This is a genomic window from Megasphaera intestinihominis, from assembly GCF_040096415.1.
GTDB classification, from domain to species: Bacteria; Bacillota; Negativicutes; order Veillonellales; family Megasphaeraceae; genus Megasphaera; species Megasphaera intestinihominis.
Map to the genome: position 1 here is coordinate 13,766 of NZ_JBBMEU010000016.1, position 23,649 is coordinate 37,414.

The window sequence follows — 23,649 nt, forward strand, 5'->3', positions numbered from 1 at the left end:
TGTACAGCCCCTCTCGTTAAGATTCTTCGTTGTCCCGCAAGGTCACAACGGGCAGCTCATCGTAATGGCCAGCCAGGAACAGGCGGATGTACCGTTCGGCATCATCGCGGACGGCCTTGTCGGCTTCGACGGAATGGAAGCAGACGCTGGGCGTGAGCAGGAATTCCGGCCGGGCGATCATCTTGAGCAGCATCGGGCTCGGATGTTCCATGGACAATACGTCGAGGGCGGCACTGCGGATATGGCCGTCGTCGACAGCATGATAAAGAGCCGCTTCGTCCGCCAGGCCGCCGCGGCAGCAGTTGACGAACATGGAGCCTTCCTTCATTTCCTCGAACTGTTCGTCCTGGAATATGTAGCGTGTCGTTTCGTTGAGCGGCATGTGAAGTGATACGACGTCGCTGGTCTGGAGAAGTTTGTCGAAGTCGACGGGACGGACGCTGCGTTCCATCATGACCTTTTCGCTGACAAACGGATCATAAGCCTGGATCTTGCATCCAAAAGCCTGGAGACGGGCGGCGACGGCACGACCGACATGGCCAAACCCGACGAGGCCGATGAGATTGCTGCTGACACGGTGGATAGGCCAGGGAACGGACCCGTATTCCCAACGGCTGTTGGTGCGGATATCGCTCTGGTACTCCGGCAGCTGGCGGATGAGGGCCAGGATCATGGCACACGTATGGTCGGCAATATCGTCGACACAGTACGACGTATTGTTGATGACCATGACACCCTTTTCCCGGGCAGCCGCCAAGTCGACATTATCCGACCGCGTCGATAAGACGACGATCAATTTCAGATCGTCCAATTCTTCCAGAAGGGATGCCGTAATCGGTTCGGACTTACAGATGATGACATCTGCATCTTCGAGCCTGTCGGCCAATTCTTCTTCATCTCCGGGAGGACAATATTCAACGCGCGCTACATCGCGCAGTCTCTCTCCAAAATCATCTTCATCCTGACGTCCTGTCAAAACACTTATGTGATACATTATCACTGCCCCTTTTCTATAAACAAAAGATTTAGACATAAAGATACACTTAATTATATACCATATAAAAGTCAATTAGCAAGTCCCTGTGCCGTCCTTGACGGAGTTGTGAAAACTCTGCTATAATAGTTTCGTTATGGAAAGGTGTCCGAGTGGTTTAAGGAGCTAGTCTTGAAAACTAGTGATGCGGCAACGCACCGTGGGTTCGAATCCCACCCTTTCCGCCAATTTCCAAAAAGCCCTGTCGCGTAGGTGACAGGGCTTTTTGAGTGGTTAGCAGCTTAGTGGCTAGGAATTAGCAAAGGCCCCCAATCGGGGCCTTTTTATGATTTACAATCTGTAGGGGCTTGCACGTGGCAAGCCCGATTCAGGATATGTGCGATTATCCAATTAGTTTTTTAGAGAACCGTTCAAATGTCCGGCAGGGCGCACTCTGGGCGCCCTCTACTATTTCTTATGGAAAAAGTGTGGCGAATCGCCCCATTGTCCCAGGCCGATGGTGTCGCCTACGGAGGCTACGCGGGCGCTGAGGCAGTTCTTGCACTGGTCCGGTACTTCGTCGACACAGGGTTTGTTGTCGTATAAGAGGTACTGTGGGCGATATTTGGGGACCGTGACGATGGGCATGAGGACGTTGGCCCCGGCTTTGAGGCCCAGTTCCCGTCCCAGGGGATGGAGGGCCTGGAGGGCCGTCGTAGCGGCGATGTTGACGTCGGGCAGGAAGAGGCGCGTGACGGCAATCATCTTGAGGCCCAGTTCCAGGCGCCGTTTCTTTTCTTCGGCACTGTCCATACCGGCAGCCATGACGTCTTTGCCGACCGGTGTATTGTGATGGACGACGTAGGGACCCATGCCGATCATGTCGATGTCCATGTCCCGGTAAAAGAGGATGTCATCGGCCAAATCGCCCAGGGTCTGGCCGGGCAGGCCGATCATGTCCCCTGTCCCGACCTGGTAGCCGATGCGGCGCAGGCTGTCCAGGCAGTCCTTGCGGACCTGCCAGCGGTGATGGCCGTCCTGGGGATGGAGCGTCGCGTAGAGGTCGGGGTTGCTCGTTTCGATGCGCAGGAGATAGCGGTGGGCGCCGGCGTCGAACCAGCGGCGGTACGTTTCTTCCGTCTGTTCACCGACGCAGAGGGTCAGGCCCAGTTCGCCGTGGCTCAAGGCCTTGATGTCGCGGACTAGGCCTTCGACGTAGTCGATGAACTCTTCATCCTGCCGTTCGCCGGACTGGAGGGTCAGGGAGCCGTAGCGGTTCTCCCAGGCCCAGCGGGCCATGGCCAGGATGTCTTCGCGCGGCGTATCGAAGCGTTCTACTTCGTCATTGCTCTTGCGGATGCCGCAGTATTTGCAGTCTTTGATACAGTAATTGGAAAATTCGACGAGGCCCCGGTAATAGACGACGCGTCCCACACCGGCGGCCTTGACGGCATAAGCCGCATCATAAAGCGCCTGGAGTTCATCAGGATCGGTAATCGAGAGCAGCGCGATCAAATCGTCGCGGGTTTTCGGTTGTGGAATAGTCATAGACGGAACTCCTTTCAGATGGCCTGCTATTCGTTGGCCCAATGAATCTTTTCAAAGAAAAGGAAGATAAGGCTCATGACCATGGCGACGACCGTAGCCAGACCCATGCCCTTGAGCTGGACCGGACCGAGGACGATAGTCGCCCCGCTGAGGCCGGAAATCATGGTGACTGCCGTGAGGATGAGGTTCTTCGAGCGCGTATAATCGACTTTCTTTTCGACGAGCATGCGCAGGCCCGAAGCGGCGATGAAGCCGAACAGGAGAATGCAGACACCGCCCATGACCGGCGTCGGGATGGCGTGGATGAGGGCTGCGATCTTGCCGACGAAGGAAAAGAGGATGGCAAAGACAGCAGCGCCGCCGATGACCCACGTACTGTATACGCCGGTAATGGCCATGACGCCCATGTTTTCACCATACGTCGTATTCGGCGTCGAACCGACCAGGCCGGACAGGACGTTGGACAAGCCGTCGGCAAAGAGCGACCGGTGCAGGCCCGGGTCCTTGATGAGGTCGCGGCCGACGATATCGCTGGTGACGAAGAGATGGCCCAGGTGTTCGGCCAGGACGACGAACAGGGCCGGCATGATCATCATGATAGCGCTGAGATTGAATTCCGGCTTATAGAAGGTCGGAAAAGCGAACCAGGGCATTTCCTGGACATGGGTCCAATCGACGACGCCCATGAAGAACGACAGGATATAGCCGGCAATGACGCCGATGAGGATGGGGATGATGCCGATGAAGCCCCGGCCGAGGACGGTGGCCAGGATGGTGACGACCAGGGTGAACGTCGAAATGATCATGGCCGTTTCATTGGACATGCCCTGGACTTCGCCCATATAACCGGACATATTCATGGCCAGCGGCGCCAGTTCCAGGCCGATGATGGCTACGATGGAGCCCATGGCAGCCGGCGGGAAGAGGACGTCGATCCACTTGGTGCCGACCTTGTCGACAATGGCCGCCAGGATCATGAAGGACAGGCCGAAGACGATGAAGCCCCCCTGGGCGTCGCCATAGGACATGCCCGGTGTCGCGCAGACAGCCAGGACCGGCGAAATGAAGGCGAAACTCGAACCGAGGTAGGCCGGCAGGCGCCATTTACAGATGGTCAGATAAATGAGCGTACCGACGCCGTTCATGAACAGGGCCGTCGCCGGGTCGACGTGGAGCAGGAACGGGACCAGGACCGTCGAGCCGAACATGGCAAAGAGATGCTGTAAACTCAGGGGAATCGTCGGCAAGATAGGCAGCCGTTCTTCCACATGTATAATTCTTCGTTGTTCCATAAAATCAAAATCCTCCTAAATTCAATGCCCCATAAAGGGCGGACGCAAAGCCTGCCGGGCCTGCTGGGCACTCAAGTCCTGCGCCTTGGCCGCGGCCATGTAATTATCATAGCTGACGCGCAGCAGGAGCGACGCAGAAATCAGGTTCAAAATAAGGGATGACCCGCCGTAACTGATGAAGGGCAGCGGGACACCGACGACGGGAAACAGGTCCGTAACCATAGCCATGTTGACCAGGCCCTGGCCGCCGAGAGAAAAGGTAATTCCCATGGCCAGGAACATGCCGAACCGGTCCTGACAGGAGCCTGCCGCCTGGACGCCAAAATAAATCAGGGCGAAAAACAGGAATAAGACCAGGACACCGCCCAAAAAGCCCCATTCCTGGCAAAGGATAGCATAAGCGAAGTCCGTATGGGCTTCGGGCAGGTAACTGAACTTGCTGATGCCCGTCCCCATGCCCTGGCCCCAGACGCCGCCGGAACCGATGGCGATGAGGCTCTGGGTTATCTGATAGCCGATGGTCTTCTTGTAGTCCTCAGGGTATATCCAGGCCCGGATGCGGTCTTTCTGGTAATCATGACCAAAGAAATAAAAAGCCAGGACGCCGATAACGATTGCCGCAAGGGTCCACAGGCCGATTTTCTTATACGACCAGTGCCGGTCATAGAGTGGGATGCCGCTGCAAAAGAGCATGAACGCCGACGGCACAAAGAGCACGATAGCCGTGCCGGCATCAGGCTGAATCAAGATAATAGCAGAGAGGAAGAGAGCCGGCAAGAGGCAGAGCAGACCATAGCTCTTGAAGAGCTTCTTCTTTGCCAATAACGACGGCGCCAAGTGCTCGATGCGCCATTTTTTAGTGAATCGTTCGACGACAGTCTGCTGGTCACCGTGACATTCCCAAAAGAAAGTCAGCGCCGCAGCCGTGCAAATGATGGCTGCCAGCTTAGCAAATTCCGACGGCTGGAAAGACACGGCCCCATAGCCCAGCCAGCGCTGAGCACCGTTGACGGTGATGCCGATGGCCTTGACGGCAAAGAGCAGCACGGCGCTGATCAGGACCAGCGTACCGCACCAGCGGCGCAGCCACGGATAGCCCAGGTGCCAGACGCCGGCAGACGCCAGCAGGCCCATCACCAGGAAGCCCAATTGTTTCAAGAGATAACCATAGACCGTACTGCCGCCATCGAGGACAAAGGTCGAGCTGAGGATATTTTCCATGCCGATGACGACGAGGCACGAAAAGATACCCACCAGCCAGAGGACGTTAGTCCTCCGGCGCCGGGTCCGGACGGTCAGTCTGGGTTTTAACATGAGCAATCACTTCCTTGGGACGCGTAGCGACACAATGGAAAATGGGCTGTCCCTTGGCGCTGAACTTCGCTTCATATTCCGTCATGGCTTCATTCAAAATCGGGCTGTTATGCAGATCATAAGTCACTTCCGACAAGGGCCAGCCACATTCGCGGAACTCGTCGAGGGTGAAATCGAAGAGACCGGCATTATCGGACTTGAAGTAAATCTGGCCGTTTTCCCGCAGGAGCCGTGCGTAGCGGTCGAGGAAACCGCGGTACGTCAGGCGCCGTTTGGCATGGCGCTTCTTGGGCCAGGGATCACAGAAGTTGATGAAGAAGCGGTCCACTTCCCCTGGGGCAAAAATATCTTCCAGGCGGGCTACGTCAAAGCGCAGGAGCTGGACATTGTCCACTTCGGCAGCGGCACACTTCTTGCCGGCATAATAGAGGACGCCGACCTGGATCTCGATGCCGATGAAATTGACATCCTTGTGGATCTGGGCCATCTGGGAAATGAAATTCCCCTTCCCCGTCCCCAATTCGACCCACAGCGGCGCATCGGGATTCTTAAAGAGGGAACGCCATTTTCCCTTATAGCTTTCGCAGCTTTCCAGATGGAGAAAATCACTATAATCCTTGATAGCCTCGTCAATCCACGGTTTTCTTCGTAAACGCATTGTACCTCCTATGTAAAAAACGATTCATCGTACAAGAACCCTTCAGACCTGCTGTACAAGCCGAAGGGTTCCATGACTAACTTTTTCAGACTTATTTAATTATAAAAAATGTCGGCGCCGGTGTCAATCTTTTAATGGCAGCCAGCCATCAATGGCCGTAATGCCCAGGCCCGGTGCGTCGGGGACGACGAGGTGGTCTTTATCATAGGTGATGCCGCCCCGGACGGGGTCGGCGGCCATGAGGTCGGCGGCGTCGAGGTCGTTCTTGGTGATGACGGCCTTGCCGGCAGACAGGGCCGCAGCGGCGGTGATGCCGACTTTACTTTCCAGCATACAGCCCATCATGCAGGCGACGCCGGCGGCGTCGGCCATGGCGGCGATCTGGGCAGCCGGGGCCAGGCCGCCGGCCTTCATGAGTTTGATGTTGATGAGGTCACAGGCCCGCATGGCCAGGAGGCGGAAGACGTCGCGCGGGCTGAAAGCCGATTCGTCGGCCATGATGTCCGTCGCGACGTGGTCCGTGACCTGTTTCAGGCCGTCGAAGTCAGCGGCTGGCACGGGCTGTTCGACCAGTTCGACAGCGAGGCCGGCGTCTTCCATGCGGCCGATGAGGCGGATGGCTTCTTTCGGCTTCCAGCCCTGGTTGGCGTCGAGGCGGATAGTGACGTCCGGCCCGACGGCCTTGCGGATGGCGGCGACGCGCTGGAAGTCCATGGCCGGGTCGATGCCGACTTTCAATTTCAAGTGGCTGTAGCCGCGAGAAACGGCCCGGACGGCGTCGGAAGCCATCGTGTCCGGCGCGTTGACGCTGATGGTGAGGTCCGAGGCGATGCGCGTCTTGCGGCCGCCGAAGAAGCGGTACAGGGGCAGGCCGTAACGCTGGCCGAAGAGGTCGTGGACGGCCATGTCCAGGGCGGCCTTGGCCGACGTGTTGTGGACCATAGATTGATGGATCGTGTCGAGGATATCTTCGCGGTCGTCGATATCCCGGCCGATGAGTTTCGGCCCGATGATATATTTAATGGCAGCGGCGACCGACTCGTGACTGTCACCGGTGATGACGACCGTCGCCGGTGCGTTGCCGTAACCCGTGTGGCCGTCGTCGGTATGGACCTTGACGACCAGGTCTTCGGCGACGTCGACGCGGCGCAGGGCCGTGATGAACGGCGTTTTCAAGGGAATGGCGATTTTCCCGATTTCAATAGCTGTAATCTTCATGATGCTTCCTACGGTAAAATATCTAAAATCTCTTCGACTGAATCGACGATGTAGCGGACGTGCTCCTTCTGGAACATGGGCTTGGCCGCCGGCCCGTCGATGCCGGTCAGGGTCCCGATCATGGTGGCTCCCATGGCCCGGGCGCACCAGACGTCGGCCAGGGAGTCGCCGACGACGTAGTAGATGCCCTTCTTGAAGTCGTCGGGATGGCTGACGTAATCGAGGTAATGTTTCTTATTCTTGCCGAAAGCCCCGAGGTAATAAGCAAAGGGGTTGGGCTTGTCCAGGGACATGTGCAGCATGGCTTCGGCTTCTTCGATGTCGCTATAGGTCGCAACGTAGTGTTCGTCGAATTCGTCGAGCCAGCCATAGGTCCGGAAGGGAATCTCCATTTCCATTTTCGACCGGCCCGTGGCGATGGCAATCTGATAGCCCCGTTTCTTCAATTCCCGGAACATGTTGCGGATGCCGTCAACAGTCCCCAGTGGTTCTTCCCGCGTCAAAAAGCCCGGTTTCCCCGGTGCATAAGGTTTCTTGCCATACGTCTGTTCATAGAGCTCGTCGCCGAAATACCAGTCCTGGAAGGCCTCGAATTCCAGCTGCCACAAGGGCGAATCGAGGGGCGTCCACTGCTTGGAGCCCGGTCCCAGGGACGACTGGACGGCATTGGCCAGATAGGTAAAGACTTCGTCCTTGCCGGCCCGTTCGGGGATGACATTGCTCAGGCGGCGATAGACGTCGTCGGCCGTCGGTACGGGATAGCCCCGCAGGAGAGAGCCCAGGTACTGGATATCGTCGATTTTCTTCAGGCTCCCTTCCAGACCGCCGTGGTCGGCGACATACTTTTCCAGCATGAGCCACAAGGTGACGACGATGTGGGCGTGGACCATGTCCCAGTTGCTGTTGACGCCGTGTTTCTTGAGCCACAATAAGATATCGTCGTTCCTCCAGAAGCGGGCCCGCAGGGCGGCGATGGTATCATCGTCAAGGTCGGCCGTGATCCGTTCCGGTTTGAGGTGCATGTAGCGCGGGCTGTAATACCATTCCCAGACTACCAGGGCCGATACGTCGAAATAGCGTTTTTCACTGAGCAAGACGCCATCGACGTCAAAAATCACTTTCTTCATCGCGCCTTCCTCCTCTTGCTTAAAATGTCTTGTCCAAATGGCCGACAGTCTTCTTATTGCCCTTGACATGGGACCGTTCTTCCAGGACCTTCATGACATCGTTGACGGTGACGCCCGTGTCCTCCCAGAGGACGGACAGGTGATACAAGAGGTCGGCCGATTCCTTGCAGACTTCCAGGCGCAGGTTGTCGGCGGCTTCCGACGTATCCTTGACGACGGGGTCGGCGTTCTTGGCGGCGATGATGACTTCCGACGATTCTTCGCCGATTTTCTTGCAGATCTTGTCGATGCCCGTCTGCAGGAGGTAAGCCGTGTAGGATTTTTCTGTCGGATGGATGCGTTTTTCCTTGATTTCTTCGCGCAGGTCCGACAGCATGGACAAGTTGCCCGTATAGGTCTTTTCCCATTCCGTCATGGACCGGAAGAAACACGATTTGTGGCCTGTATGGCAGGCGGCGCCGACCTGGTCGACGGTCAGGAGGATCGTGTCGGCATCGCAGTCGACGGCGATGGAGCGGATGTGCTGGAAATGTCCCGACGTTTCGCCTTTATGCCACAATTCCTGGCGGCTGCGGCTGTAATACCAGGCATCGCCACTTTCGACGGTGCGCTTCAGGGCTTCGGCGTTCATATAGGCCACCATGAGGACCTTGCCGCTGCATCCTTCCTGGACGACGGCCGGCACGAGGCCCTTTTCATCAAATTTAATGTCTTTCATCGATACACTTTCCATTTATTTTTCTGCCCCTCTCATGGGAATTCCCTGTCCCTGTAAATAGGTCTTCAAATCGGGGATGTCGATCTGGCCGAAGTGGAAGACCGAAGCGGCCAGGGCGGCATCGACGCCGACGTCGAAGACATCCTTGAAATCCTGCATCGTGCCGGCACCGCCGGAAGCGATGATGGGCACAGGCAGTTCCGTCGCCAGGCGGCGGTTCAGTTCCAGGTCGAAGCCGGCCTTTTCGCCGTCCGCGTCCATGGAATTCATGCAGATTTCGCCGGCACCGAGGGCGACGCCCTGTTTGGCCCAGGCGATGGCGTCGATGCCCGTATTCTTGCGGCCCCCTTCGACGTAGACCTGCCAGCTGCCGTGGTTATCGCGCTTGGCATCGATGGACAGGACGACGCACTGGCTGCCGAAGCGCTGGGCCGCTTCGCGTATCAGTTCGGGACGGCGGACGGCAGCCGAATTGACCGATACCTTATCGGCACCGGCCCGCAGGACCTGGTGGAAGTCGTCGATGCTGCTGATGCCGCCGCCGATGGTAAAGGGAATGGTAATGGCTTCGGCTACGGCGCGGACGACGTCGATGAAGATATGGCGCTTTTCATGGGTCGCCGTGATGTCGTAGAAGACGAGTTCATCGGCGAGCTGGTCGGAATAGAATTTCCCCAATTTGACGGGATCGTCGACGTCCTGGATATGTTTAAACTGCTTGCCTTTGACGACGCGGCCATCGCGGACGTCCAGGCACGGTACAATACGTTTTGCCAACATCTTACATTCCCCCTAATGCGCGGATTTCGGCCATCGTGATTTTCCCCTCGTAGAGCGCCTTGCCGGTGATGGCACCGTAGACGCCCATGGCCTGTAATTTCTTCAGATCAGCGATGCTGCTCATGCCACCGGACGCGATGAGGCGGATGAAGGGCAGCTGCTGGAGCTGGCTGAGCATTTCAAAGTTCGGCCCTGTCAGCATGCCGTCGCGGCTGATGTCCGTATAGACCAGGGTATTGATGCCGATGTCGAGCATGGACTGGGCAAAGGGCAGGACCTTCTTGTCACTGCCGTCGACCCAGCCGCGGGTAGCGACGACATCGCCCTTGGCGTCGATGGATACGGCCAGGGACGAGCCGTATTTCTTGGCCATAGCCGTAATGAATTCCGGGTCTTCGACGGCTTTGGACCCGATGATGACGCGGTTAACACCGGCTTCCAGATACGTTTCGATAGCTTCTTCGCTGCGGATGCCGCCGCCGACTTCGACGGGGATATCGACGGCTTCACAGATGTCGCCGATGATCGAGGCATTGGTCAGTTTGCCCGAAAAGGCGCCGTCCAGGTCGACGACGTGGAGAAACATGGCCCCTTCGTCGCACCATTTGACGGCAGCGTCGACGGGGTTCTCAAAATAGGTCGTACTGTCGTCCTTGACGCCCTGGCGCAGGCGGACAGCATGGCCGTTCTGGATATCGATAGCGGGAAATACGATCATAGTCTCACCCTTTCTTCATGACGTAATCGACGACGTTCCGGAGGAGCTGTTCGCCGACGCGGCCGCTCTTTTCCGGATGGAACTGGAAGCCCAGGACATTGTCTTTGCCGCAGATAGCCGGGACGGGCTGGCCGTAATCGGCCGTAGCGATGACGTCGGGCGTATCCACTGGCGATTTATGGTAGGAATGGACGAAATAGACGTAAGGATGAGCCGGCAGTCCTTTCTGGAGCCAGTGTTCCTGGCGGAATTCCAACTCATTCCAGCCCATGTGGGGCACTTTCAGTTTCGTGTGGAAGGGCACGATGTCGCCGGGCAGGAAACCCAGGCAGTCGTAGGTGCCGCCTTCGTAGCTCTTTTCAAAGAGGGCCTGCATGCCCAGGCAGACGCCCATGAAGAACTTGCCGCTCTGGACCTGTTCCTGCAGGAGCGGGATGAGGTCGAATTTCTGTAAGTTCCCCATGGCATCGCGGATGGCACCGACGCCGGGCAGTTCGACCAAATCAGCGTCGCGGATGACAGCCGGGTCGCGGGTAATGGCCGCTTCGATGCCCAGGCGTTTCCAGGCATTGTATACGTTGGCCAGGTTGCCAACTTCATAATCGATAATCGCAATCTTCATCATAACACCCCTTTTGTCGACAAGACACTCGTTTCGTCGCCTTCGATGCGGACGGCTTCCTTCAAGGCATGGCCCAGCCCTTTGAACACCGATTCGACGATGTGGTGGGCATTTTCGCCATAGAGATTGGTGACGTGCAGGTTCATGCGGCCGTGGACGGCCAGGGCATAGAGGAATTCTTTGAGCATTTCCGTTTCAAAGGTCCCGATGCGTTCGACGGCGAGTTTCACGTCGTAGACCAGGTAGGGCCGGCCGCTGAGGTCGATGACGACCCGCGTCAGGGCTTCGTCCATGGGGCAGTAGAACATGCCGTAGCGGTTGATGCCCTTCTTGTCGCCCAGGGCCCGGGTCAGGGCGTCGCCAAAGACGATGGCCAGGTCTTCGATGGTGTGATGCGTGTCGACGTCGAGATCACCGTGGACGTGGAGAGTAATGTCCATGCCGCTGTGGCAGGCCAGGAGGTTCATCATGTGGTCGAAGAAACCGATGCCCGTCGTGCCACCGAAGGTACCGGAGCCGTCGATGTTGAGGGAGACGGCGATCTGCGTCTCTGCCGTTTCCCGTTCGACCTGGGCACTACGCATATTTCTTCGCCTCCTCGGTCATGACGGCGACGACGCGGCGGACGACGTCGTCCGTGGTGATGGTGATGCGCAGGCAGTTCTTGAGGTCTGCCGCCTTATAGGAGCGGACGCAGATGTCGGCGTCGTGCAGGGCCTTGACCATGGCCGGGCCGTCGGGGACGCGGACCAGGACGAAGTTGGTCGCACTGGGATAGACCGTAAGATTCGGCACGTCCTTTAAGGCGTCCATGAAATGCTGGCGCGCTGCCAGGGTCGGCGGGATGTTGTGGGCCAGGATGTCATCGGCATAGTCCATGGCGGCCAGGGCAGCGTTCTGCGAGAGGATGTTCATGTTATAGACGAGCTTGGTCAATCCCAGGGCGTCGATGACTTCCTTCTGAGCCACACCATAGCCGACGCGGCAGCCGGCCAGGCCGAAGGCCTTGGACAAGGTGCGGATGACGATGAGGTTGTCGTACTGGGCAAGTTTGGTAATGATGCTCGGCGCGCCGGCAAATTCCAAGTACGCTTCATCGACGACGACGATATTGTCGGCAGCCTGGACCAGGCTTTCGACGTAATCCAGGGGCAGCAGTTCCCCTGTCGGGTTGTTCGGGTTGCAGAGGACCGTCACTTTCGGCTGGAGTTCCTTCACTTTGGCCAGGAGGCCGTCGCGATTGCGGCGGTAGCCGTCGAGGTCGGACACGGTGACGACCTTGGCACCGAGGACTTCGGCGTCGATGCCGTAGATGTCGAAGGTCGGCGTATGGGTCAGGAGCGTATCGCCGGGATTGAGGAAGGTATTCATGATGAGGCTGATGATTTCATCGCCGCCATTGCCGACGAGGACTTCCTGAGGCTGGCAGCCGACGTATTTCGCCAGGGCTGCCCGCAGTTCTTCGGCAAAGGGGTCCGGATAGTGGTACGACGGCGTCTTGGCCAGGCGTTCCAGGAAATCGGCTTTGACCTTGGGGAAATCAAAGAGGTTGTACGGACTTTCATTGGCATTGATGACCGTATGCTCCCGGATTTCCGGGACGACATAGGGTTCAAAAGAGCGGATGGTATTGCGAAGCCAGTTATTATTCATCGATTCTCCTCCTTACAGCCAGGCCGTGAGCCTGCAATCCTTCTACATTGGCGAAGCGCATGACCTTGTCGGCGACAGCTGTGAAAGCGTCCTTATCGTATTCCAGGAGGCTGCTGCGCTTGACGAAATCATAGACGCCGAGGGGCGACGAGAAAGCCGCCGTCCCCATAGTCGGCAGGGTATGGTTGGGGCCGGCGAAGTAGTCGCCCAGGGGTTCCGTCGTATAGGGCCCCATGAAGATAGCACCGGCATTGACGATTTTCTTGGCCCACGTTTCGGCGTCGCTGAAGGCGATTTCCAGGTGTTCCGGCGCGATGAGGTTCATAATATCTACGGCCTGGTCCTTATCCTTGACGATGAAGAACTTGGCGTGTTTTTCAATGGATTCGGCAGCGATGTCCTTGCGCGGCAGTTCTTCCAGCTGACGCCGGACTTCAGCTTCGACTTCGCCGGCAAAGGCGGCGCTGGGCGTGACCAGGAAGACGGCGGCCCGGCGGTCGTGTTCGGCCTGGGCCAGGAGGTCAGCAGCGACCCAGACCGGATTGGCGTCGTGGTCGGCCAGGACGCCGACTTCACTGGGGCCGGCGATCATGTCGATGCCGACAGTGCCGAAGACCAGGCGCTTGGCCATGGCGACGTAAGCGTTGCCCGGGCCGACGATCTTGAAGACCGGCGGGATGCTTTCCGTACCGTAAGCGGCAGCGGCAATGCCCTGGGCACCGCCGACTTTATAGATTTCCGTAGCGCCGGCGACATGGGCCGCAGCCAGGATGTAGGGATTGACCGACCCGTCTTTGGCAGGCGGCGTAAAGACGGCGATGGACGGGACGCCGGCGACGTGGGCCGGGATGGTGTCCATAAGGACCGTCGACGGATAGGCCGCCGTGCCGCCGGGGACGTAGACACCGACGCGCTGGATAGGCGTGAACTTGGCCCCCAGGCGGACGCCGGGACGGAAGGTGTCGATCCAGGTCTGTTCGACCTGGCGTTCATGATAGGCCCGGATGTTGGCGGCCGCTTCTTCCAGAATGGCCATGAAATCGGGACCGACGATGTCGACGGCATCGTCGATTTCTTCCGGCGAAACGAGGAAACTGTCGAGGTCGACGCCATCGAAGCGTTTCGTATATTCCCGGACAGCGGCGTCACCGCGCTGTTCGATGTCGGCCAGGATAGCTTCGACAGCCTTGCGGATGTCTTCACTTTCTGCCTGGTCCCGTTTAGTAATGCGGCGAATGTCGCGTAAGGTCAACCCTTCACTGGGTACATCTATCCATTCCACTCTAACTCCCCCTTAGTTATGCCTTCATGCTGTGTTCACGGATGACATCCATGAGCTGCTGGATTTCGTTATATTTCATCTTAAAGGAAACGGGATTGCAAATCATGCGGGCACTGAAATCCATGAAGTATTTCAGGACTTCCAGGCCGTTGGCCTTCAAAGTATTGCCCGTTTCGACAATATCGACGATGACATCGGACAAGCCGACGATCGGTGCCAGTTCAACGGACCCGTTGAGCTTGATGATGTCGACGCTGTGATGATTGGCCTCGAAATAGCTGCGGGCAATGCGCGGATATTTCGTGCCGATAGTGATGCGCTTGGTCATGTCGACCTTCTTGCCGGCGATACCGGCGACGGCCATGCGGCAGCGGCCGATGCCCAGGTCCATGACTTCGTAGACGTCGGCGCCCGGCGCTTCTTCGATGAGGACGTCCTTGCCGACGATACCGACGTCAGCGGCGCCGCGTTCGACGTAGACAGCGACGTCAGGCGACTTGACCAGGGTCACTTTGAGCTGGCCCTTGGCGTCTTCAAAGATGAGCTTGCGGCTCTCTTCGGAATACGTCGGGAAATCATAGCCGCTTTCGGCTAAATACTTCATGACCACTTTATGAATACGGCCCTTGGCCAGTGCAATATGAATCGCCATGTTACAACCTCCCCATGAGTGCTTCCAATTCTTCGGCCGTCATGGCCTTGCCGTCCTTATAGTACGAGCCGTTGCGGTAAATAGCGTGGATACTGTAATCGCCGCTGTCGATGAAGGACGAATCGGGATAGGCGGCGACGCGGAAGCCGCGGCTGCGCCAGTTCATGAGGTCCCGGACCAGGGTCTGGTCGCCGGCTGTATAGGATACGGCCATCTGGAACGACGGTTCCGTATCTTCCAACAGGCCGGCATCGTTCATGTATTCATACAATAAATTGATGTTCATGCCGAAGCCGCAGGCCGGGCGGTCGACGCCGAACCGCGACGACAGCTGGTCATAGCGGCCGCCGTCGATGATGTCGTACAGAGCGCCGTCGACGTAGACCTTGAAGACCGTATCCGCATAGTAGCCCAGGCGGCTGGCAAAGCCGAAGTCGAGCTGGACCTTATCGGCATAGCCGGCATAAAGGATGTAGTCATAGACCCGTTCCAGCCGCGACAGGGCGTTGAGCATGCCGCTGTTGATAGAGTAATCCCGGGCCTTGCTCAGGGTCTGGGCATAGGGCCCGAAGAGGACCGGCAGGGCTTCCAGGGCCTTGCGGGCATCGGCCGATACCGGCAGGGCGGCGATATAGGACTTGCAGGCCACGAGGTTGCGGTCGGCCATATAGCCTTTGAGCGTTTCTTTCTCTTCTTCCGAAATGGGAAGGCCATCGAACAATGCCTGCGTATAGGCTGCCGTACCGATGTCGATGCGGATGTTTTCGACGCCGACGGCCTTGAGGATCTCAGCCGCCGTGACGATGACTTCGCCGTCACATTCGGGGCTGGAGTCGCCCAGGATTTCAATGCCCCCCTGCAGGAAATCCTTGCCATACGTCGACCGGCCGTAGTATTCGCGGAAGACTGTACTGACATAACCGAACTTGAGCAGCTGGTTCGAGCGCGGGAATTCGCGGGCTGCCGTTTCGACGAGAGGCAGCGTCACATCCGGCCGCAGGACCAGGACACGGCCATCGGTATCGATGGTCTTGACCATCTGCTGGCGGAGCTGTGGAAAGAAGTGCTGGTATACATCGTAATCTTCAAAACTCGGCGTTTCAATAATCTTACAGCCGTGGTTCATAATGACAGAAACGATTTTCCCCTGGATCCGGTCATAATTGCGCATTTCATCATGGTGGAGCATCTTCACTCCATCCAAGGTATTGTTGTTCATCCTATGACCTCCCTTTCTTTAGTTCTTTATTCTAGTAAAGCATTAAAATATTGGCTGTTGAATATTGTACCACAAAGTCCTAAAAATAAAAATACCTTTTTCTAACTTTTTACGCTTTTTCACTTTCATCACCAGCGCATTTTAATCGTTTCTTTACAGACTTTTCAAATTTTGGCCTGGGAATCATGACCCGGTGGCCGCACCCGGTGCAGCGGATGACGAAATCGACGCCGATACGCAGCACTTCCCATTCATTGCAGCCGCAGGGATGGGCCTTCTTCATCTGAACGACATCACCTACATAATAACGGACAAAATCAGCCATCAAAATTCCTCCTTCAAAAGACAAATAGAATTATATATCATTATATAGCCCCAGGCCCCCCTTCGCAAGGGAACGGGCCGCCGTGATTGACCTGCTATAGTGCCTGTGTTAAGATAACAGGTAATGAATTGAAGAGGAGGAATTGCTTTGAAATCATCGATGAGCCGGCAGAGCCTGCGCCGGTCCTATCTCAGCTGTTACATCATCGGCACGATCTGCACGGTCTGCGCCATCGCGCTCCTGGCCTGGGTGGCCATCTGCATCGCCCTGGAAAAAGAGCCCCTGGCATCGGTCGCCTTTTTGCCGGACATGCCGGTATTTGCCATCTTCATCGTCATCATCGCCATCGCCGCCATCAGCGTCGCTGCCTGGCAGTACGGGGCGACGTTTCACCAGCGCTATGAAGCACTCACGGGAAAGGAAGGGCCTGACAGAGTAAAGCATGAGAAAGAATGAATTTATGGACCTCTTGCGCTACTATTTTCGCAAGAGCGACAAAAATGATTTAAAAGGCATCATCGAAGACTGCGAAGAACAGTTCCGCCTCGGTGCCAAAGAAGGCAGGTCGGAAGAAGAAATCTGCTGTAAACTGGGACATCCCAAGAACATTTACCGCTATTATATCGGCGAACCCATCGTCCCCGAAGACAACCCGCGTATGCCCGGCAACGAATACGGCGCCTACGGCGATTTCGGGCCGGGCGTGGAAGACCGCGTCTTCTATGACCAAGACCGGGACGACGAATACTACTGTCAGCAGCAGCTGGCCCAGCAGCAGCGCCGTTACGACCGGGAACAGGTCATGCGCCAGCGCTACGCCGCCGAAGCCGCCAAGACGGGCAAGGACTTCAACTGGAACGACGGCGACAGCCAGATGGGCAAAGCGGCCAAAGCCGTCGCCAGCCCCTTCATGGACGTCCTGGGGACCCTCTTCGGTATCCTCAGCGGTTTCCTTTACCTGGCCCTGGCCATCGTCATCCTGGCAGCCATCGGCATTTCCTTCATCCCGGCCTATGCCTATACGGACCTCCTGCCCTTGCCGACGCTCTCCCTGGTGACGCGGGTCCTCGTCGTCCTGACGGTCCTCTTCGCCGCCATGACGGCCAGCTCGGCCAGCCAGGCCTGCCACGCCGCAGCCCGCGGGAAGGGGGCGCAGTAAATGAAGCGCGTCCTCATCTTCCTCATCCTGACACTGGCCTGCGCCTTCGGCAGCTACACATCCTTCATGAGCAACGATTACGGCCCGTTGAAGCATTGGATGGCCTATTATAAAGAGTATAAAGAAATCCAGGGTGCCTTGGATAAGGGAAATGCCAGCAAGGCCGAACTCCTGGCTAAACTGAAGGCCATGTACCCGGAAAAAGCGGACCAGATTGAAGCCCAGTTCAAGGCGAAATACGGCAGCCTCAAGGACTCGGCCGAAGATGCCGGCGACACGGTCAAATCGAAGTGGGATTCCTATACCCGCGACGACAGCACCAGCCACAGCCGCTCCCAATCCCAGAGCCGCAGCAGCCAGTCGTCGTCTTCCCGGAGCAGCCAGAGCCAGAACAGCCGCAGCAGCAGTCAGAACAGCAGCCATGCTGGCGACCGGGACCATACGGCAGACGGCCACGACAACAACCGGGCCCGTTAAAAGTTTTCTACTAACGAATAATAATTATCCGTTGACATCAGAGTTAAAAAGTGCTACAATGAAATCAACCCAAAGAGGTGCTAAAAAATAATTTCAAATATGACTTTTTTGTCAAGGAGGAAATGAATTATGGAATTAAAAGGTTCGAAAACAGAAAAAAACTTACAGGCTGCCTTTGCAGGTGAATCCCAGGCCCGCAACAAGTACACCTATTATGCCAGCGTAGCTAAAAAAGCAGGCTACGAACAGATCAAAGCTTTCTTTGAAGAAACGGCTAACAACGAAAAAGAACACGCTAAAATCTGGTTCAAACTCCTCAACGGCGGCGAACTGCCCAACGACATCAACGCATTGAAAGACGCTGCTGCCGGCGAACATTACGAATGGACGGAAATGTACCCGACCTTCGCTAAAGAAGCCCGTGAAGAAGGCTTCGACAAAATCGCCTTCTTATTTGAAAAAGTCGCTGAAATCGAAAAACACCACGAAGAACGCTACCTCGCTCTCCTGGCTAACGTCGAAAAACAGGAAGTCTTCAAGAAATCCGACAAGAAGACCTGGATCTGCCGCAACTGTGGCTTCATCGTAGAAGCTGTCGAAGCTCCGAAAGTCTGCCCGGTCTGTGCACATCCCCAGTCCTTCTTCGAACTCCGCAACGTTAATTACTAATAGTGAAAAAAGGAGCTGTCGCATTGCGACAGCTCCTTTTTTAGTGGTTCGTGGTTCGTGGCTCGTGGTTAGTAGCTCTGGCTGGCAGCTCTGGCTGGTGACTAGCTTCGTAGGGGCTTGCACGTGGCAAGCCCGCCCCAGAACATGAGCGATTTTCCGGCCAGAGAGGTTGTCACCAAATATCCAGCGGGTCGCCCACGCGGCGACCCCTACAGTAAAAAATAGGCTGTCGCATTTGCGACAGCCTATTTTTTTTATTCTTCTACGCGGAAGCGATAACCGTTTCCCCAAACGGTTTCGATTGCCGTGAATTCCGGTTCGACTTCGTTGAGCTTGTCCCGCAGGCGGTTGACGTGGACCGTCACCGTCGCCAGTTCGCCCAGGGCATCGAGATGCCATATCATCTCGAAGAGGTACTTCTTGGAGAAGACCTGGTTGGGATGACGGGTCAGGAACAAGAGCAGATTGAATTCTTTCCCAGTCAGATTGATTTCTGTTTTTCCCCGGAAAACCTGGTGGCGCTTGATGAAAATGCGCAAGTCGCCGACTTGGATATCCGGTTTGTTGTCATCGGCATCCTGGAAACGTACCCCTAACAGTCTCTGATGGATTTCCAGATGGGCCTTCAGGCGGGCCATCATTTCCGATGGATTGAAAGGCTTGACGATATAATCGTCAGCACCGAGTCCCAATCCCTTGATCTTATCGTCGTCGCTCCCCCGAGCGGTGATGAAAAGGATGGGGACGTTGCTGATGTCCCGCAGTTTGCGGCACAACAGGAAGCCATCCGTGTCAGGCAGGCCGATGTCCAACAGGACTGCTTCGATGGCTCCGCCATCAAAGATCTTCAGGCCTTCCTTTCCCGTCATGGCTACGGATACTTCAAAGCCGTTGGCCTCAAGAAAGTCCCGTTCGATGGCAGCGATCATACTGTCATCTTCAATAATCAAAACGTGCGCCATAACTATACCCCCTCGTTGCGCTCCCGGTCAGGCTATTTCCCCGTCTGCAATCTCCGGAAGCCGTAATCTAAAATGGTCGGTGCATCGGTCCAGCGGTTGTCGTCGTTGTACAGGACCAAGACCAGCGTATGGCCGTCGCGCGTTGCCGAAGCAACGAGACATTCGCCAGCAGCATTGGTAAAGCCTGTCTTGACGCCGTTCGCGCCGGGATAGCCGCTGGTCAGGAAATGGTTCGTCGTCGTGACGTGCTTCGGTTCCCGACCATCCATGTATTTTACATCATAGGATTTGAGTCCTACAATATAACGAAATTCAGGGAAGTTCTTCATCCCGTACGCAGCCATCTTGGCCATGTCGATGGCCGTCGTGTGGTGATGGGCTGCCGTCAAGCCGTTGGGATTGACGAAATTCGTATGGGTAGCTCCCATTTTGACCGCTTCCTGGTTCATCTTTTCCGCATAGCCGGCGACAGAACCCCCTAAAGTCTGGGCGACGGCGACAGCGGCATCGTTCCCGGAAACGACCATCATGCCCCGCAGGGCTTCACGGATAGAAATGGGATCGCCCGGTGCAATCCCCAGGCAGGAAGGTTCCGTATTGGCAGCTTCCCAGGAAATCTGCAAGGGCTGGTCCAGCTTATCCTTATATTGGTCCAGGGCCGTAATGAGGGTGACGATTTTCGTCGTGCTCGCCGGGTGGACCCACTTGGTCGGATAGACCTGATATAATACCTTACCTGTATCGACGTCGATCATGCAGGCCGATTCAGCAATCGTCGGCGGCATATCGGCCTGAGCCGTCACCGTCATGGAGCCAATCATAAAACCGACAGCAATGACCGTCGTCAGCATAATACGCTTTAAAATAGAAAACATCCAATGTCTCCTTCCTATCTAACAAAATTATGAATTGCCAGGGAATACAAATCCTACAATAACCCATTATTTTTATTATATTTTTAATTAAAACATCTGTCAATAAAAAGAGGCCGTCGTCATGCGACAGCCTCTTTAGTGGCTAGTGGCTTGTAGGGGCCGTCCTGTCAAGGCGGCCCGCCGCAAACCATTATTTTTCCGGCTTCACTTCGGCCCGGAAGATTTCGTCGCCAATGGTCTTGACCCAGAAACCGATGAGGTTGCCATAGGTTTCGCGGTTCTTGTCTTCTTCGGCGGCCTTGATGATGTACGTCGTGAACTGGCGGGCCCAGGAATAGCCGAAACGGTCGAACTGGGCCTTGCGGTTGGCATCGGCGATCTGTTCGATGATGGGCAGGAAGATATCCTTGGTCACTTCTTTCAAATGTTCTGTAATGGGATAGACATAGGCCATACCCTTGGCATCTTCCTGCATGAAGACCAGGGCCAGCTTGTCCGGATCGTGGCTATCGTCGGCATAGTCGATGTGATAGGCTTCCAGGGGCAGGCGTTCCTTGTCTTCCTGGCTCAGGAGCTGATAAGCGCCGTATTTGATAATTTCATAGAGGCGGTCATCATAAGAGCCTTCCAGTTCGATGATCTTTTCCCGCCATTCGCCCCAGGTCAGGGCAGCCCGGCAGGTATAGGTCGTGAAGGACGGCGAACCCAGGGCATCCTGGACTTCCTTCGACGTGACCCGTTCTTTCGGATCCGGGATGTGCCAGACCAGGAGCTTCTTGTCCCGGTCGATGTAGAGGCACTTGCTTTCCATGTGGATCTTGGCGTGGCAATGAGGGCACGTGTAGAAAAATAGATTTTCGTCGAAATGAACGCGTTTGCTCAATTTCGCATCAGCCGTGTCGATGACATCCCACGTATGGAAGACGCCGTATTCATGACAGGCCGGGCACTGGACGGTGACGTCCAGATCATGGGTTCCGTTTCTTTTTGCCATGGGTTACACTCCTTCCGCACTGCTGGCCGGATACAAGGCCATGATCTGCGATGCAGCCTGTTCGATGTCTACGAGGCTGCGTTTCCTCAACTTCAAGAAAGGATGGACGATGGCTTCGATTTTCTTGACCTCTTCCGACAAGGCAATCGGGTCCGGTGCATCATCGCGGCTCTGCAGCAGGGCCAGGGCAGCGCCGGCTTCTTCCATCATGGCCGCCTGTTCATTGCCGGCAGCGTCTCCGAGATGGCGGAGCCAGAAGAAGACAGCCGCTTTCGTATAGGCTTCCTGTTCTTCCGGGCTCGTGCAGACCATGTCGATGCGGTCGAAGCCGGTTCCGTCGGTCAGGAGCAAGGGGACGACGGCAGCGGCAGCGCGCTGCAGGGGGTAGCGTTTTTCTTCCGTACTCAGCGAAGCAAAAGCGACGTGCTTCAAATGCTTTTCATCGGCCAGATGGATGGCCTTCTTATAGGCCGACAACAATTCCCCTTCTTCACCGCGCTTGCCGCCTACCCAGTACGGCCCGACAGCGTGGATGATGAAAGGCGCCTTCAATTTATAACCCTTGGTCATGACAGCACTGCCGACGTGGCACATGCCGATCGTACGGCACGAGGCGGAAAAAGACAAGCCGCCTTTCTGATGAATCTTACTGCTGACGCTATTCGTTGGCAAGAGGGTCGAGCTGGCAGAATATACGATCCCGTCGGCCTTCCACTCCGATAAATCACCTAATACTACACGAAACTGCATCGTGGTCACACCCTTTCCAAATGGATACTCTGGTCTTATTATACCATTACTTGACAAAGGTATTAATAGCTTTCTTGAGATTTTCTACGGCATCTGCGTCGTGTTCACGGATGGCATCGATGATGCAGTGGTCGATATGGTCCTTGAGGATGACCCGGCTCACACCGGCGACGGCCGAATGGACGGCGGCCAGCTGGACCAGGACGTCGCTGCAGTCGCGGCCGTCTTCGATCATGCGCTTGATGGCTTCGACGTGGCCCGTAATGCGCGACAGGCGGTTGAGGACACGCTTCGTTTCCGTATGGTGATGGCCGTGATGGAGGGGATGGGACGCCACGCCGGCCGGCTGTTCCTCGTCGTCGTAGACGAAATCGGCTTCGTCAGCCTCCTTGACGACTTTGATGAGATAGAACCGGTCCGTATCCATGGCGATGACGACGGAAAACCCGGCGCTGATCAATTTCTCTTCCAGGACATCGACCGGCGGCAGCACAGGCTGGCCGCCGTGGATGGCGTTGACGGCCTTGCGGGGCATATCGTGCATGATGAGCAGCGTCCCACCCGGCACCATGGCCTTATAGAGGCGACGGATGACGTCGCGGCTGTGACTGGCGATATGGGGATAAAAATTAAGGCAGCAGACGACATCATAATGTTTTTCCGGGAAATGGTATTTCAGGACATCGCCTGTCGTAAAAGTGACATTGGCCAGGTGAGAAAATTTCTCTTTGGCCACATCGATCATCTGCTGGGAATAATCGAAGCCCTCGACGGTCCCATCATCACCGGCAGCCGCCGACAAATACGGCAGGAGCACGCCTGTCCCGCAGCCGGCATCGAGTATGACCGAACCGGGCCGTATCCCTGCCAGCTCCATGAAAGACGACAAGATTTTGGCGTCGGCCTTGCGGTCGCGGTCCCAGTTCCTGGCATAATTTTCAAAAAATATATGTTCCTTATCCATAGGGATTCCCCTTTTTGATTTTATAGTAAGCAGTAGCTCGTGGTTCGTGGCTCGTGGTTCGTGGCTCGTGGTTCGTGGCTCGTGGTTCGTGGCTCGTGGCCCCTACGAAACACGAACTGCTAAAAAAGGGACTGTCGCACAAAAGCTGTTGCTATCATGCGTGGTCCCTATCTCTTTATAGTTCGGAGTTTGTAGTTTGCAGAGAAAAGCTTTAAATTTAAAGCCATCCGCTAACCACTAACAACTAGCCACTAATCACTTAAAAGGGCTTGTCGTCATACGACAAGCCCTTTTTACATGGTGCGGTTGGGGGGACTTGAACCCCCATGAACTTTCGTTCACTACCCCCTCAAAGTAGCGCGTCTGCCATTCCGCCACAACCGCATATAAAATTGTTAAAAAAAGAATATGGCGACCCCGATCAGATTTGAACTGACGATCTTCGCCGTGACAGGGCGACATGTTAAACCGCTACACCACGGGGCCGTTTCTATTCAGCGCTCCTCTTGTGAGAAGCTATGGTGCGGTTGGGGGGACTTGAACCCCCATGAGCTTTCGCTCACTACCCCCTCAAAGTAGCGCGTCTGCCATTCCGCCACAACCGCATGATAGGTAATTGATGTTGGTGCTCAGGGACGGAATTGAACCGCCGACACGGGGATTTTCAGTCCCCTGCTCTACCGACTGAGCTACCTGAGCA

The 23,649-nt window shown here is 56.2% G+C and carries 26 protein-coding genes and 5 tRNA genes; 5 read left to right on the forward strand and 26 right to left on the reverse strand.

Annotated features, from left to right (window positions below):
• Window positions 1–16: 16 nt before the first annotated feature.
• A complete protein-coding gene (locus WMO23_RS04000) occupies window positions 17–994 on the reverse strand; it encodes a C-terminal binding protein (RefSeq protein WP_036201227.1) in 978 nt (325 codons plus the stop codon).
• Window positions 995–1,132: 138 nt separating this feature from the next.
• On the opposite strand from WMO23_RS04000, the gene WMO23_RS04005 reads away from it, so the two are divergent.
• Window positions 1,133–1,221: transfer RNA gene (locus WMO23_RS04005), tRNA-Ser, on the forward strand.
• Between the two features lie 220 nt (window positions 1,222–1,441).
• On the opposite strand, the gene hydE is transcribed toward WMO23_RS04005, so the two are convergent.
• From hydE to WMO23_RS04085, 16 genes are all read right to left on the reverse strand, one after another.
• Window positions 1,442–2,521 carry a [FeFe] hydrogenase H-cluster radical SAM maturase HydE gene (gene hydE, locus WMO23_RS04010; protein WP_020309961.1) on the reverse strand — a complete coding sequence of 360 codons (1,080 nt, stop codon included), beginning with the start codon at window positions 2,519–2,521 and terminating at the stop codon, window positions 1,442–1,444.
• Between the two features lie 26 nt (window positions 2,522–2,547).
• Window positions 2,548–3,813 (reverse strand): uracil permease, encoded by a 1,266-nt coding sequence (gene uraA / locus WMO23_RS04015; protein ID WP_292108061.1) that lies wholly within the window; start codon window positions 3,811–3,813, stop codon window positions 2,548–2,550.
• A gap of 21 nt (window positions 3,814–3,834) precedes the next feature.
• The gene (locus WMO23_RS04020; RefSeq protein WP_020724114.1) at window positions 3,835–5,127 is read right to left on the reverse strand and encodes an FtsW/RodA/SpoVE family cell cycle protein; all 1,293 of its coding nucleotides are present in this window, start codon (window positions 5,125–5,127) and stop codon (window positions 3,835–3,837) included.
• The gene (gene trmB, locus WMO23_RS04025) at window positions 5,081–5,785 is read right to left on the reverse strand and encodes a tRNA (guanosine(46)-N7)-methyltransferase TrmB (protein WP_292260760.1); all 705 of its coding nucleotides are present in this window, start codon (window positions 5,783–5,785) and stop codon (window positions 5,081–5,083) included. Before trmB ends, WMO23_RS04020 begins: the two co-directional genes overlap by 47 nt.
• Before the next feature lie 123 nt (window positions 5,786–5,908).
• Window positions 5,909–7,003, reverse strand: coding sequence for a mandelate racemase/muconate lactonizing enzyme family protein (locus tag WMO23_RS04030; protein WP_292105895.1), 1,095 nt, complete (start codon window positions 7,001–7,003; stop codon window positions 5,909–5,911).
• 8 nt (window positions 7,004–7,011) lie between these two features.
• On the reverse strand, window positions 7,012–8,130 hold the full coding sequence (locus tag WMO23_RS04035; RefSeq protein ID WP_303267723.1) for an HAD family hydrolase: 1,119 nt from the start codon (window positions 8,128–8,130) through the stop codon (window positions 7,012–7,014).
• Between the two features lie 19 nt (window positions 8,131–8,149).
• On the reverse strand, window positions 8,150–8,863 hold the full coding sequence (gene hisIE, locus WMO23_RS04040) for a bifunctional phosphoribosyl-AMP cyclohydrolase/phosphoribosyl-ATP diphosphatase HisIE (RefSeq protein WP_020309954.1): 714 nt from the start codon (window positions 8,861–8,863) through the stop codon (window positions 8,150–8,152).
• Window positions 8,864–9,628 carry an imidazole glycerol phosphate synthase subunit HisF gene (gene hisF / locus WMO23_RS04045; protein WP_020309953.1) on the reverse strand — a complete coding sequence of 255 codons (765 nt, stop codon included), beginning with the start codon at window positions 9,626–9,628 and terminating at the stop codon, window positions 8,864–8,866.
• A gap of 1 nt (window position 9,629) precedes the next feature.
• Window positions 9,630–10,346: a 1-(5-phosphoribosyl)-5-[(5-phosphoribosylamino)methylideneamino]imidazole-4-carboxamide isomerase gene (gene hisA, locus WMO23_RS04050; RefSeq protein WP_020309952.1), complete on the reverse strand. Its 717-nt coding sequence runs from the start codon at window positions 10,344–10,346 to the stop codon at window positions 9,630–9,632.
• Between the two features lie 4 nt (window positions 10,347–10,350).
• Window positions 10,351–10,971, reverse strand: coding sequence for an imidazole glycerol phosphate synthase subunit HisH (hisH, locus tag WMO23_RS04055; protein WP_239639561.1), 621 nt, complete (start codon window positions 10,969–10,971; stop codon window positions 10,351–10,353).
• Window positions 10,968–11,552, reverse strand: a complete 585-nt coding sequence (hisB, locus tag WMO23_RS04060) for an imidazoleglycerol-phosphate dehydratase HisB (protein ID WP_020309950.1) — start codon at window positions 11,550–11,552, stop codon at window positions 10,968–10,970. The genes hisH and hisB overlap by 4 nt, the downstream gene beginning before the upstream one ends.
• Window positions 11,545–12,621: a histidinol-phosphate transaminase gene (gene hisC / locus WMO23_RS04065; protein ID WP_292105908.1), complete on the reverse strand. Its 1,077-nt coding sequence runs from the start codon at window positions 12,619–12,621 to the stop codon at window positions 11,545–11,547. The genes hisB and hisC overlap by 8 nt, the downstream gene beginning before the upstream one ends.
• Entirely contained in the window at window positions 12,614–13,903 is a 1,290-nt protein-coding gene (hisD, locus tag WMO23_RS04070; RefSeq protein ID WP_292260739.1) for a histidinol dehydrogenase, read from the reverse strand. The genes hisC and hisD overlap by 8 nt, the downstream gene beginning before the upstream one ends.
• Before the next feature lie 16 nt (window positions 13,904–13,919).
• On the reverse strand, window positions 13,920–14,555 hold the full coding sequence (gene hisG / locus WMO23_RS04075; RefSeq protein WP_020309947.1) for an ATP phosphoribosyltransferase: 636 nt from the start codon (window positions 14,553–14,555) through the stop codon (window positions 13,920–13,922).
• Window position 14,556: 1 nt separating this feature from the next.
• Entirely contained in the window at window positions 14,557–15,774 is a 1,218-nt protein-coding gene (locus WMO23_RS04080; RefSeq protein ID WP_349173302.1) for an ATP phosphoribosyltransferase regulatory subunit, read from the reverse strand.
• Between the two features lie 109 nt (window positions 15,775–15,883).
• Window positions 15,884–16,099, reverse strand: coding sequence for a DUF951 domain-containing protein (locus tag WMO23_RS04085; RefSeq protein ID WP_292105920.1), 216 nt, complete (start codon window positions 16,097–16,099; stop codon window positions 15,884–15,886).
• A 147-nt stretch (window positions 16,100–16,246) separates the two neighbouring features.
• Here WMO23_RS04085 and WMO23_RS04090 point away from each other — a divergent pair, with 147 nt between their 5' ends.
• The 4 genes from WMO23_RS04090 (at window position 16,247) to rbr (ending at window position 18,404) form a co-directional block, all read left to right on the forward strand.
• Window positions 16,247–16,555, forward strand: a complete 309-nt coding sequence (locus WMO23_RS04090; RefSeq protein WP_239639560.1) for a hypothetical protein — start codon at window positions 16,247–16,249, stop codon at window positions 16,553–16,555.
• The gene (locus WMO23_RS04095; protein ID WP_020309943.1) at window positions 16,542–17,258 is read left to right on the forward strand and encodes a DUF1700 domain-containing protein; all 717 of its coding nucleotides are present in this window, start codon (window positions 16,542–16,544) and stop codon (window positions 17,256–17,258) included. Before WMO23_RS04090 ends, WMO23_RS04095 begins: the two co-directional genes overlap by 14 nt.
• Window positions 17,259–17,735 (forward strand): hypothetical protein, encoded by a 477-nt coding sequence (locus WMO23_RS04100; RefSeq protein ID WP_020309942.1) that lies wholly within the window; start codon window positions 17,259–17,261, stop codon window positions 17,733–17,735. It begins immediately after the preceding gene.
• Window positions 17,736–17,864: 129 nt separating this feature from the next.
• Window positions 17,865–18,404, forward strand: a complete 540-nt coding sequence (gene rbr / locus WMO23_RS04105) for a rubrerythrin (RefSeq protein WP_020309941.1) — start codon at window positions 17,865–17,867, stop codon at window positions 18,402–18,404.
• A 254-nt stretch (window positions 18,405–18,658) separates the two neighbouring features.
• On the opposite strand, the gene WMO23_RS04110 is transcribed toward rbr, so the two are convergent.
• The 9 genes from WMO23_RS04110 to WMO23_RS04150 form a co-directional block, all read right to left on the reverse strand.
• The gene (locus tag WMO23_RS04110) at window positions 18,659–19,366 is read right to left on the reverse strand and encodes a response regulator transcription factor (protein ID WP_349173305.1); all 708 of its coding nucleotides are present in this window, start codon (window positions 19,364–19,366) and stop codon (window positions 18,659–18,661) included.
• A gap of 32 nt (window positions 19,367–19,398) precedes the next feature.
• Window positions 19,399–20,241 carry a D-alanyl-D-alanine carboxypeptidase family protein gene (locus WMO23_RS04115; RefSeq protein ID WP_020309939.1) on the reverse strand — a complete coding sequence of 281 codons (843 nt, stop codon included), beginning with the start codon at window positions 20,239–20,241 and terminating at the stop codon, window positions 19,399–19,401.
• 190 nt (window positions 20,242–20,431) lie between these two features.
• On the reverse strand, window positions 20,432–21,235 hold the full coding sequence (locus tag WMO23_RS04120) for a CpXC domain-containing protein (RefSeq protein ID WP_302754567.1): 804 nt from the start codon (window positions 21,233–21,235) through the stop codon (window positions 20,432–20,434).
• Window positions 21,236–21,238: 3 nt separating this feature from the next.
• Window positions 21,239–21,985 (reverse strand): macro domain-containing protein, encoded by a 747-nt coding sequence (locus WMO23_RS04125; protein WP_020309937.1) that lies wholly within the window; start codon window positions 21,983–21,985, stop codon window positions 21,239–21,241.
• 46 nt (window positions 21,986–22,031) lie between these two features.
• On the reverse strand, window positions 22,032–22,949 hold the full coding sequence (locus tag WMO23_RS04130; RefSeq protein ID WP_292107109.1) for a metal-sensing transcriptional repressor: 918 nt from the start codon (window positions 22,947–22,949) through the stop codon (window positions 22,032–22,034).
• Window positions 22,950–23,247: 298 nt separating this feature from the next.
• Window positions 23,248–23,333 (reverse strand) — tRNA-Leu (locus tag WMO23_RS04135).
• Window positions 23,334–23,358: 25 nt separating this feature from the next.
• Window positions 23,359–23,435, reverse strand: a tRNA-Asp gene (locus WMO23_RS04140).
• 33 nt (window positions 23,436–23,468) lie between these two features.
• A tRNA-Leu gene (locus WMO23_RS04145) sits at window positions 23,469–23,554 on the reverse strand.
• 18 nt (window positions 23,555–23,572) lie between these two features.
• A tRNA-Phe gene (locus WMO23_RS04150) sits at window positions 23,573–23,648 on the reverse strand.
• Between the last annotated feature and the right edge of the window lies 1 nt (window position 23,649).

What these genes read in the sequence shown, in the direction of transcription:
- WMO23_RS04000 (WP_036201227.1), bottom strand. Translation starts at nt 994, where the DNA reads ATGTATCACATAAGTGTTTTGACAGGACGTCAGGATGAAGATGATTTT.
- rbr (WP_020309941.1), top strand. Translation starts at nt 17,865, where the DNA reads ATGGAATTAAAAGGTTCGAAAACAGAAAAAAACTTACAGGCTGCCTTT.
- hisF (WP_020309953.1), bottom strand. Translation starts at nt 9,628, where the DNA reads ATGTTGGCAAAACGTATTGTACCGTGCCTGGACGTCCGCGATGGCCGC.
- WMO23_RS04085 (WP_292105920.1), bottom strand. Translation starts at nt 16,099, where the DNA reads ATGGCTGATTTTGTCCGTTATTATGTAGGTGATGTCGTTCAGATGAAG.
- WMO23_RS04080 (WP_349173302.1), bottom strand. Translation starts at nt 15,774, where the DNA reads ATGAACAACAATACCTTGGATGGAGTGAAGATGCTCCACCATGATGAA.
- WMO23_RS04125 (WP_020309937.1), bottom strand. Translation starts at nt 21,985, where the DNA reads ATGCAGTTTCGTGTAGTATTAGGTGATTTATCGGAGTGGAAGGCCGAC.
- hisG (WP_020309947.1), bottom strand. Translation starts at nt 14,555, where the DNA reads ATGGCGATTCATATTGCACTGGCCAAGGGCCGTATTCATAAAGTGGTC.
- WMO23_RS04110 (WP_349173305.1), bottom strand. Translation starts at nt 19,366, where the DNA reads ATGGCGCACGTTTTGATTATTGAAGATGACAGTATGATCGCTGCCATC.
- WMO23_RS04095 (WP_020309943.1), top strand. Translation starts at nt 16,542, where the DNA reads ATGAGAAAGAATGAATTTATGGACCTCTTGCGCTACTATTTTCGCAAG.
- trmB (WP_292260760.1), bottom strand. Translation starts at nt 5,785, where the DNA reads ATGCGTTTACGAAGAAAACCGTGGATTGACGAGGCTATCAAGGATTAT.
- WMO23_RS04030 (WP_292105895.1), bottom strand. Translation starts at nt 7,003, where the DNA reads ATGAAGATTACAGCTATTGAAATCGGGAAAATCGCCATTCCCTTGAAA.
- WMO23_RS04115 (WP_020309939.1), bottom strand. Translation starts at nt 20,241, where the DNA reads ATGTTTTCTATTTTAAAGCGTATTATGCTGACGACGGTCATTGCTGTC.
- WMO23_RS04120 (WP_302754567.1), bottom strand. Translation starts at nt 21,235, where the DNA reads ATGGCAAAAAGAAACGGAACCCATGATCTGGACGTCACCGTCCAGTGC.
- WMO23_RS04020 (WP_020724114.1), bottom strand. Translation starts at nt 5,127, where the DNA reads ATGTTAAAACCCAGACTGACCGTCCGGACCCGGCGCCGGAGGACTAAC.
- hisA (WP_020309952.1), bottom strand. Translation starts at nt 10,346, where the DNA reads ATGATCGTATTTCCCGCTATCGATATCCAGAACGGCCATGCTGTCCGC.
- WMO23_RS04130 (WP_292107109.1), bottom strand. Translation starts at nt 22,949, where the DNA reads ATGGATAAGGAACATATATTTTTTGAAAATTATGCCAGGAACTGGGAC.
- hisC (WP_292105908.1), bottom strand. Translation starts at nt 12,621, where the DNA reads ATGAATAATAACTGGCTTCGCAATACCATCCGCTCTTTTGAACCCTAT.
- hisH (WP_239639561.1), bottom strand. Translation starts at nt 10,971, where the DNA reads ATGATGAAGATTGCGATTATCGATTATGAAGTTGGCAACCTGGCCAAC.
- WMO23_RS04035 (WP_303267723.1), bottom strand. Translation starts at nt 8,130, where the DNA reads ATGAAGAAAGTGATTTTTGACGTCGATGGCGTCTTGCTCAGTGAAAAA.
- uraA (WP_292108061.1), bottom strand. Translation starts at nt 3,813, where the DNA reads ATGGAACAACGAAGAATTATACATGTGGAAGAACGGCTGCCTATCTTG.
- hisIE (WP_020309954.1), bottom strand. Translation starts at nt 8,863, where the DNA reads ATGGAAAGTGTATCGATGAAAGACATTAAATTTGATGAAAAGGGCCTC.
- WMO23_RS04100 (WP_020309942.1), top strand. Translation starts at nt 17,259, where the DNA reads ATGAAGCGCGTCCTCATCTTCCTCATCCTGACACTGGCCTGCGCCTTC.
- hisB (WP_020309950.1), bottom strand. Translation starts at nt 11,552, where the DNA reads ATGCGTAGTGCCCAGGTCGAACGGGAAACGGCAGAGACGCAGATCGCC.
- hydE (WP_020309961.1), bottom strand. Translation starts at nt 2,521, where the DNA reads ATGACTATTCCACAACCGAAAACCCGCGACGATTTGATCGCGCTGCTC.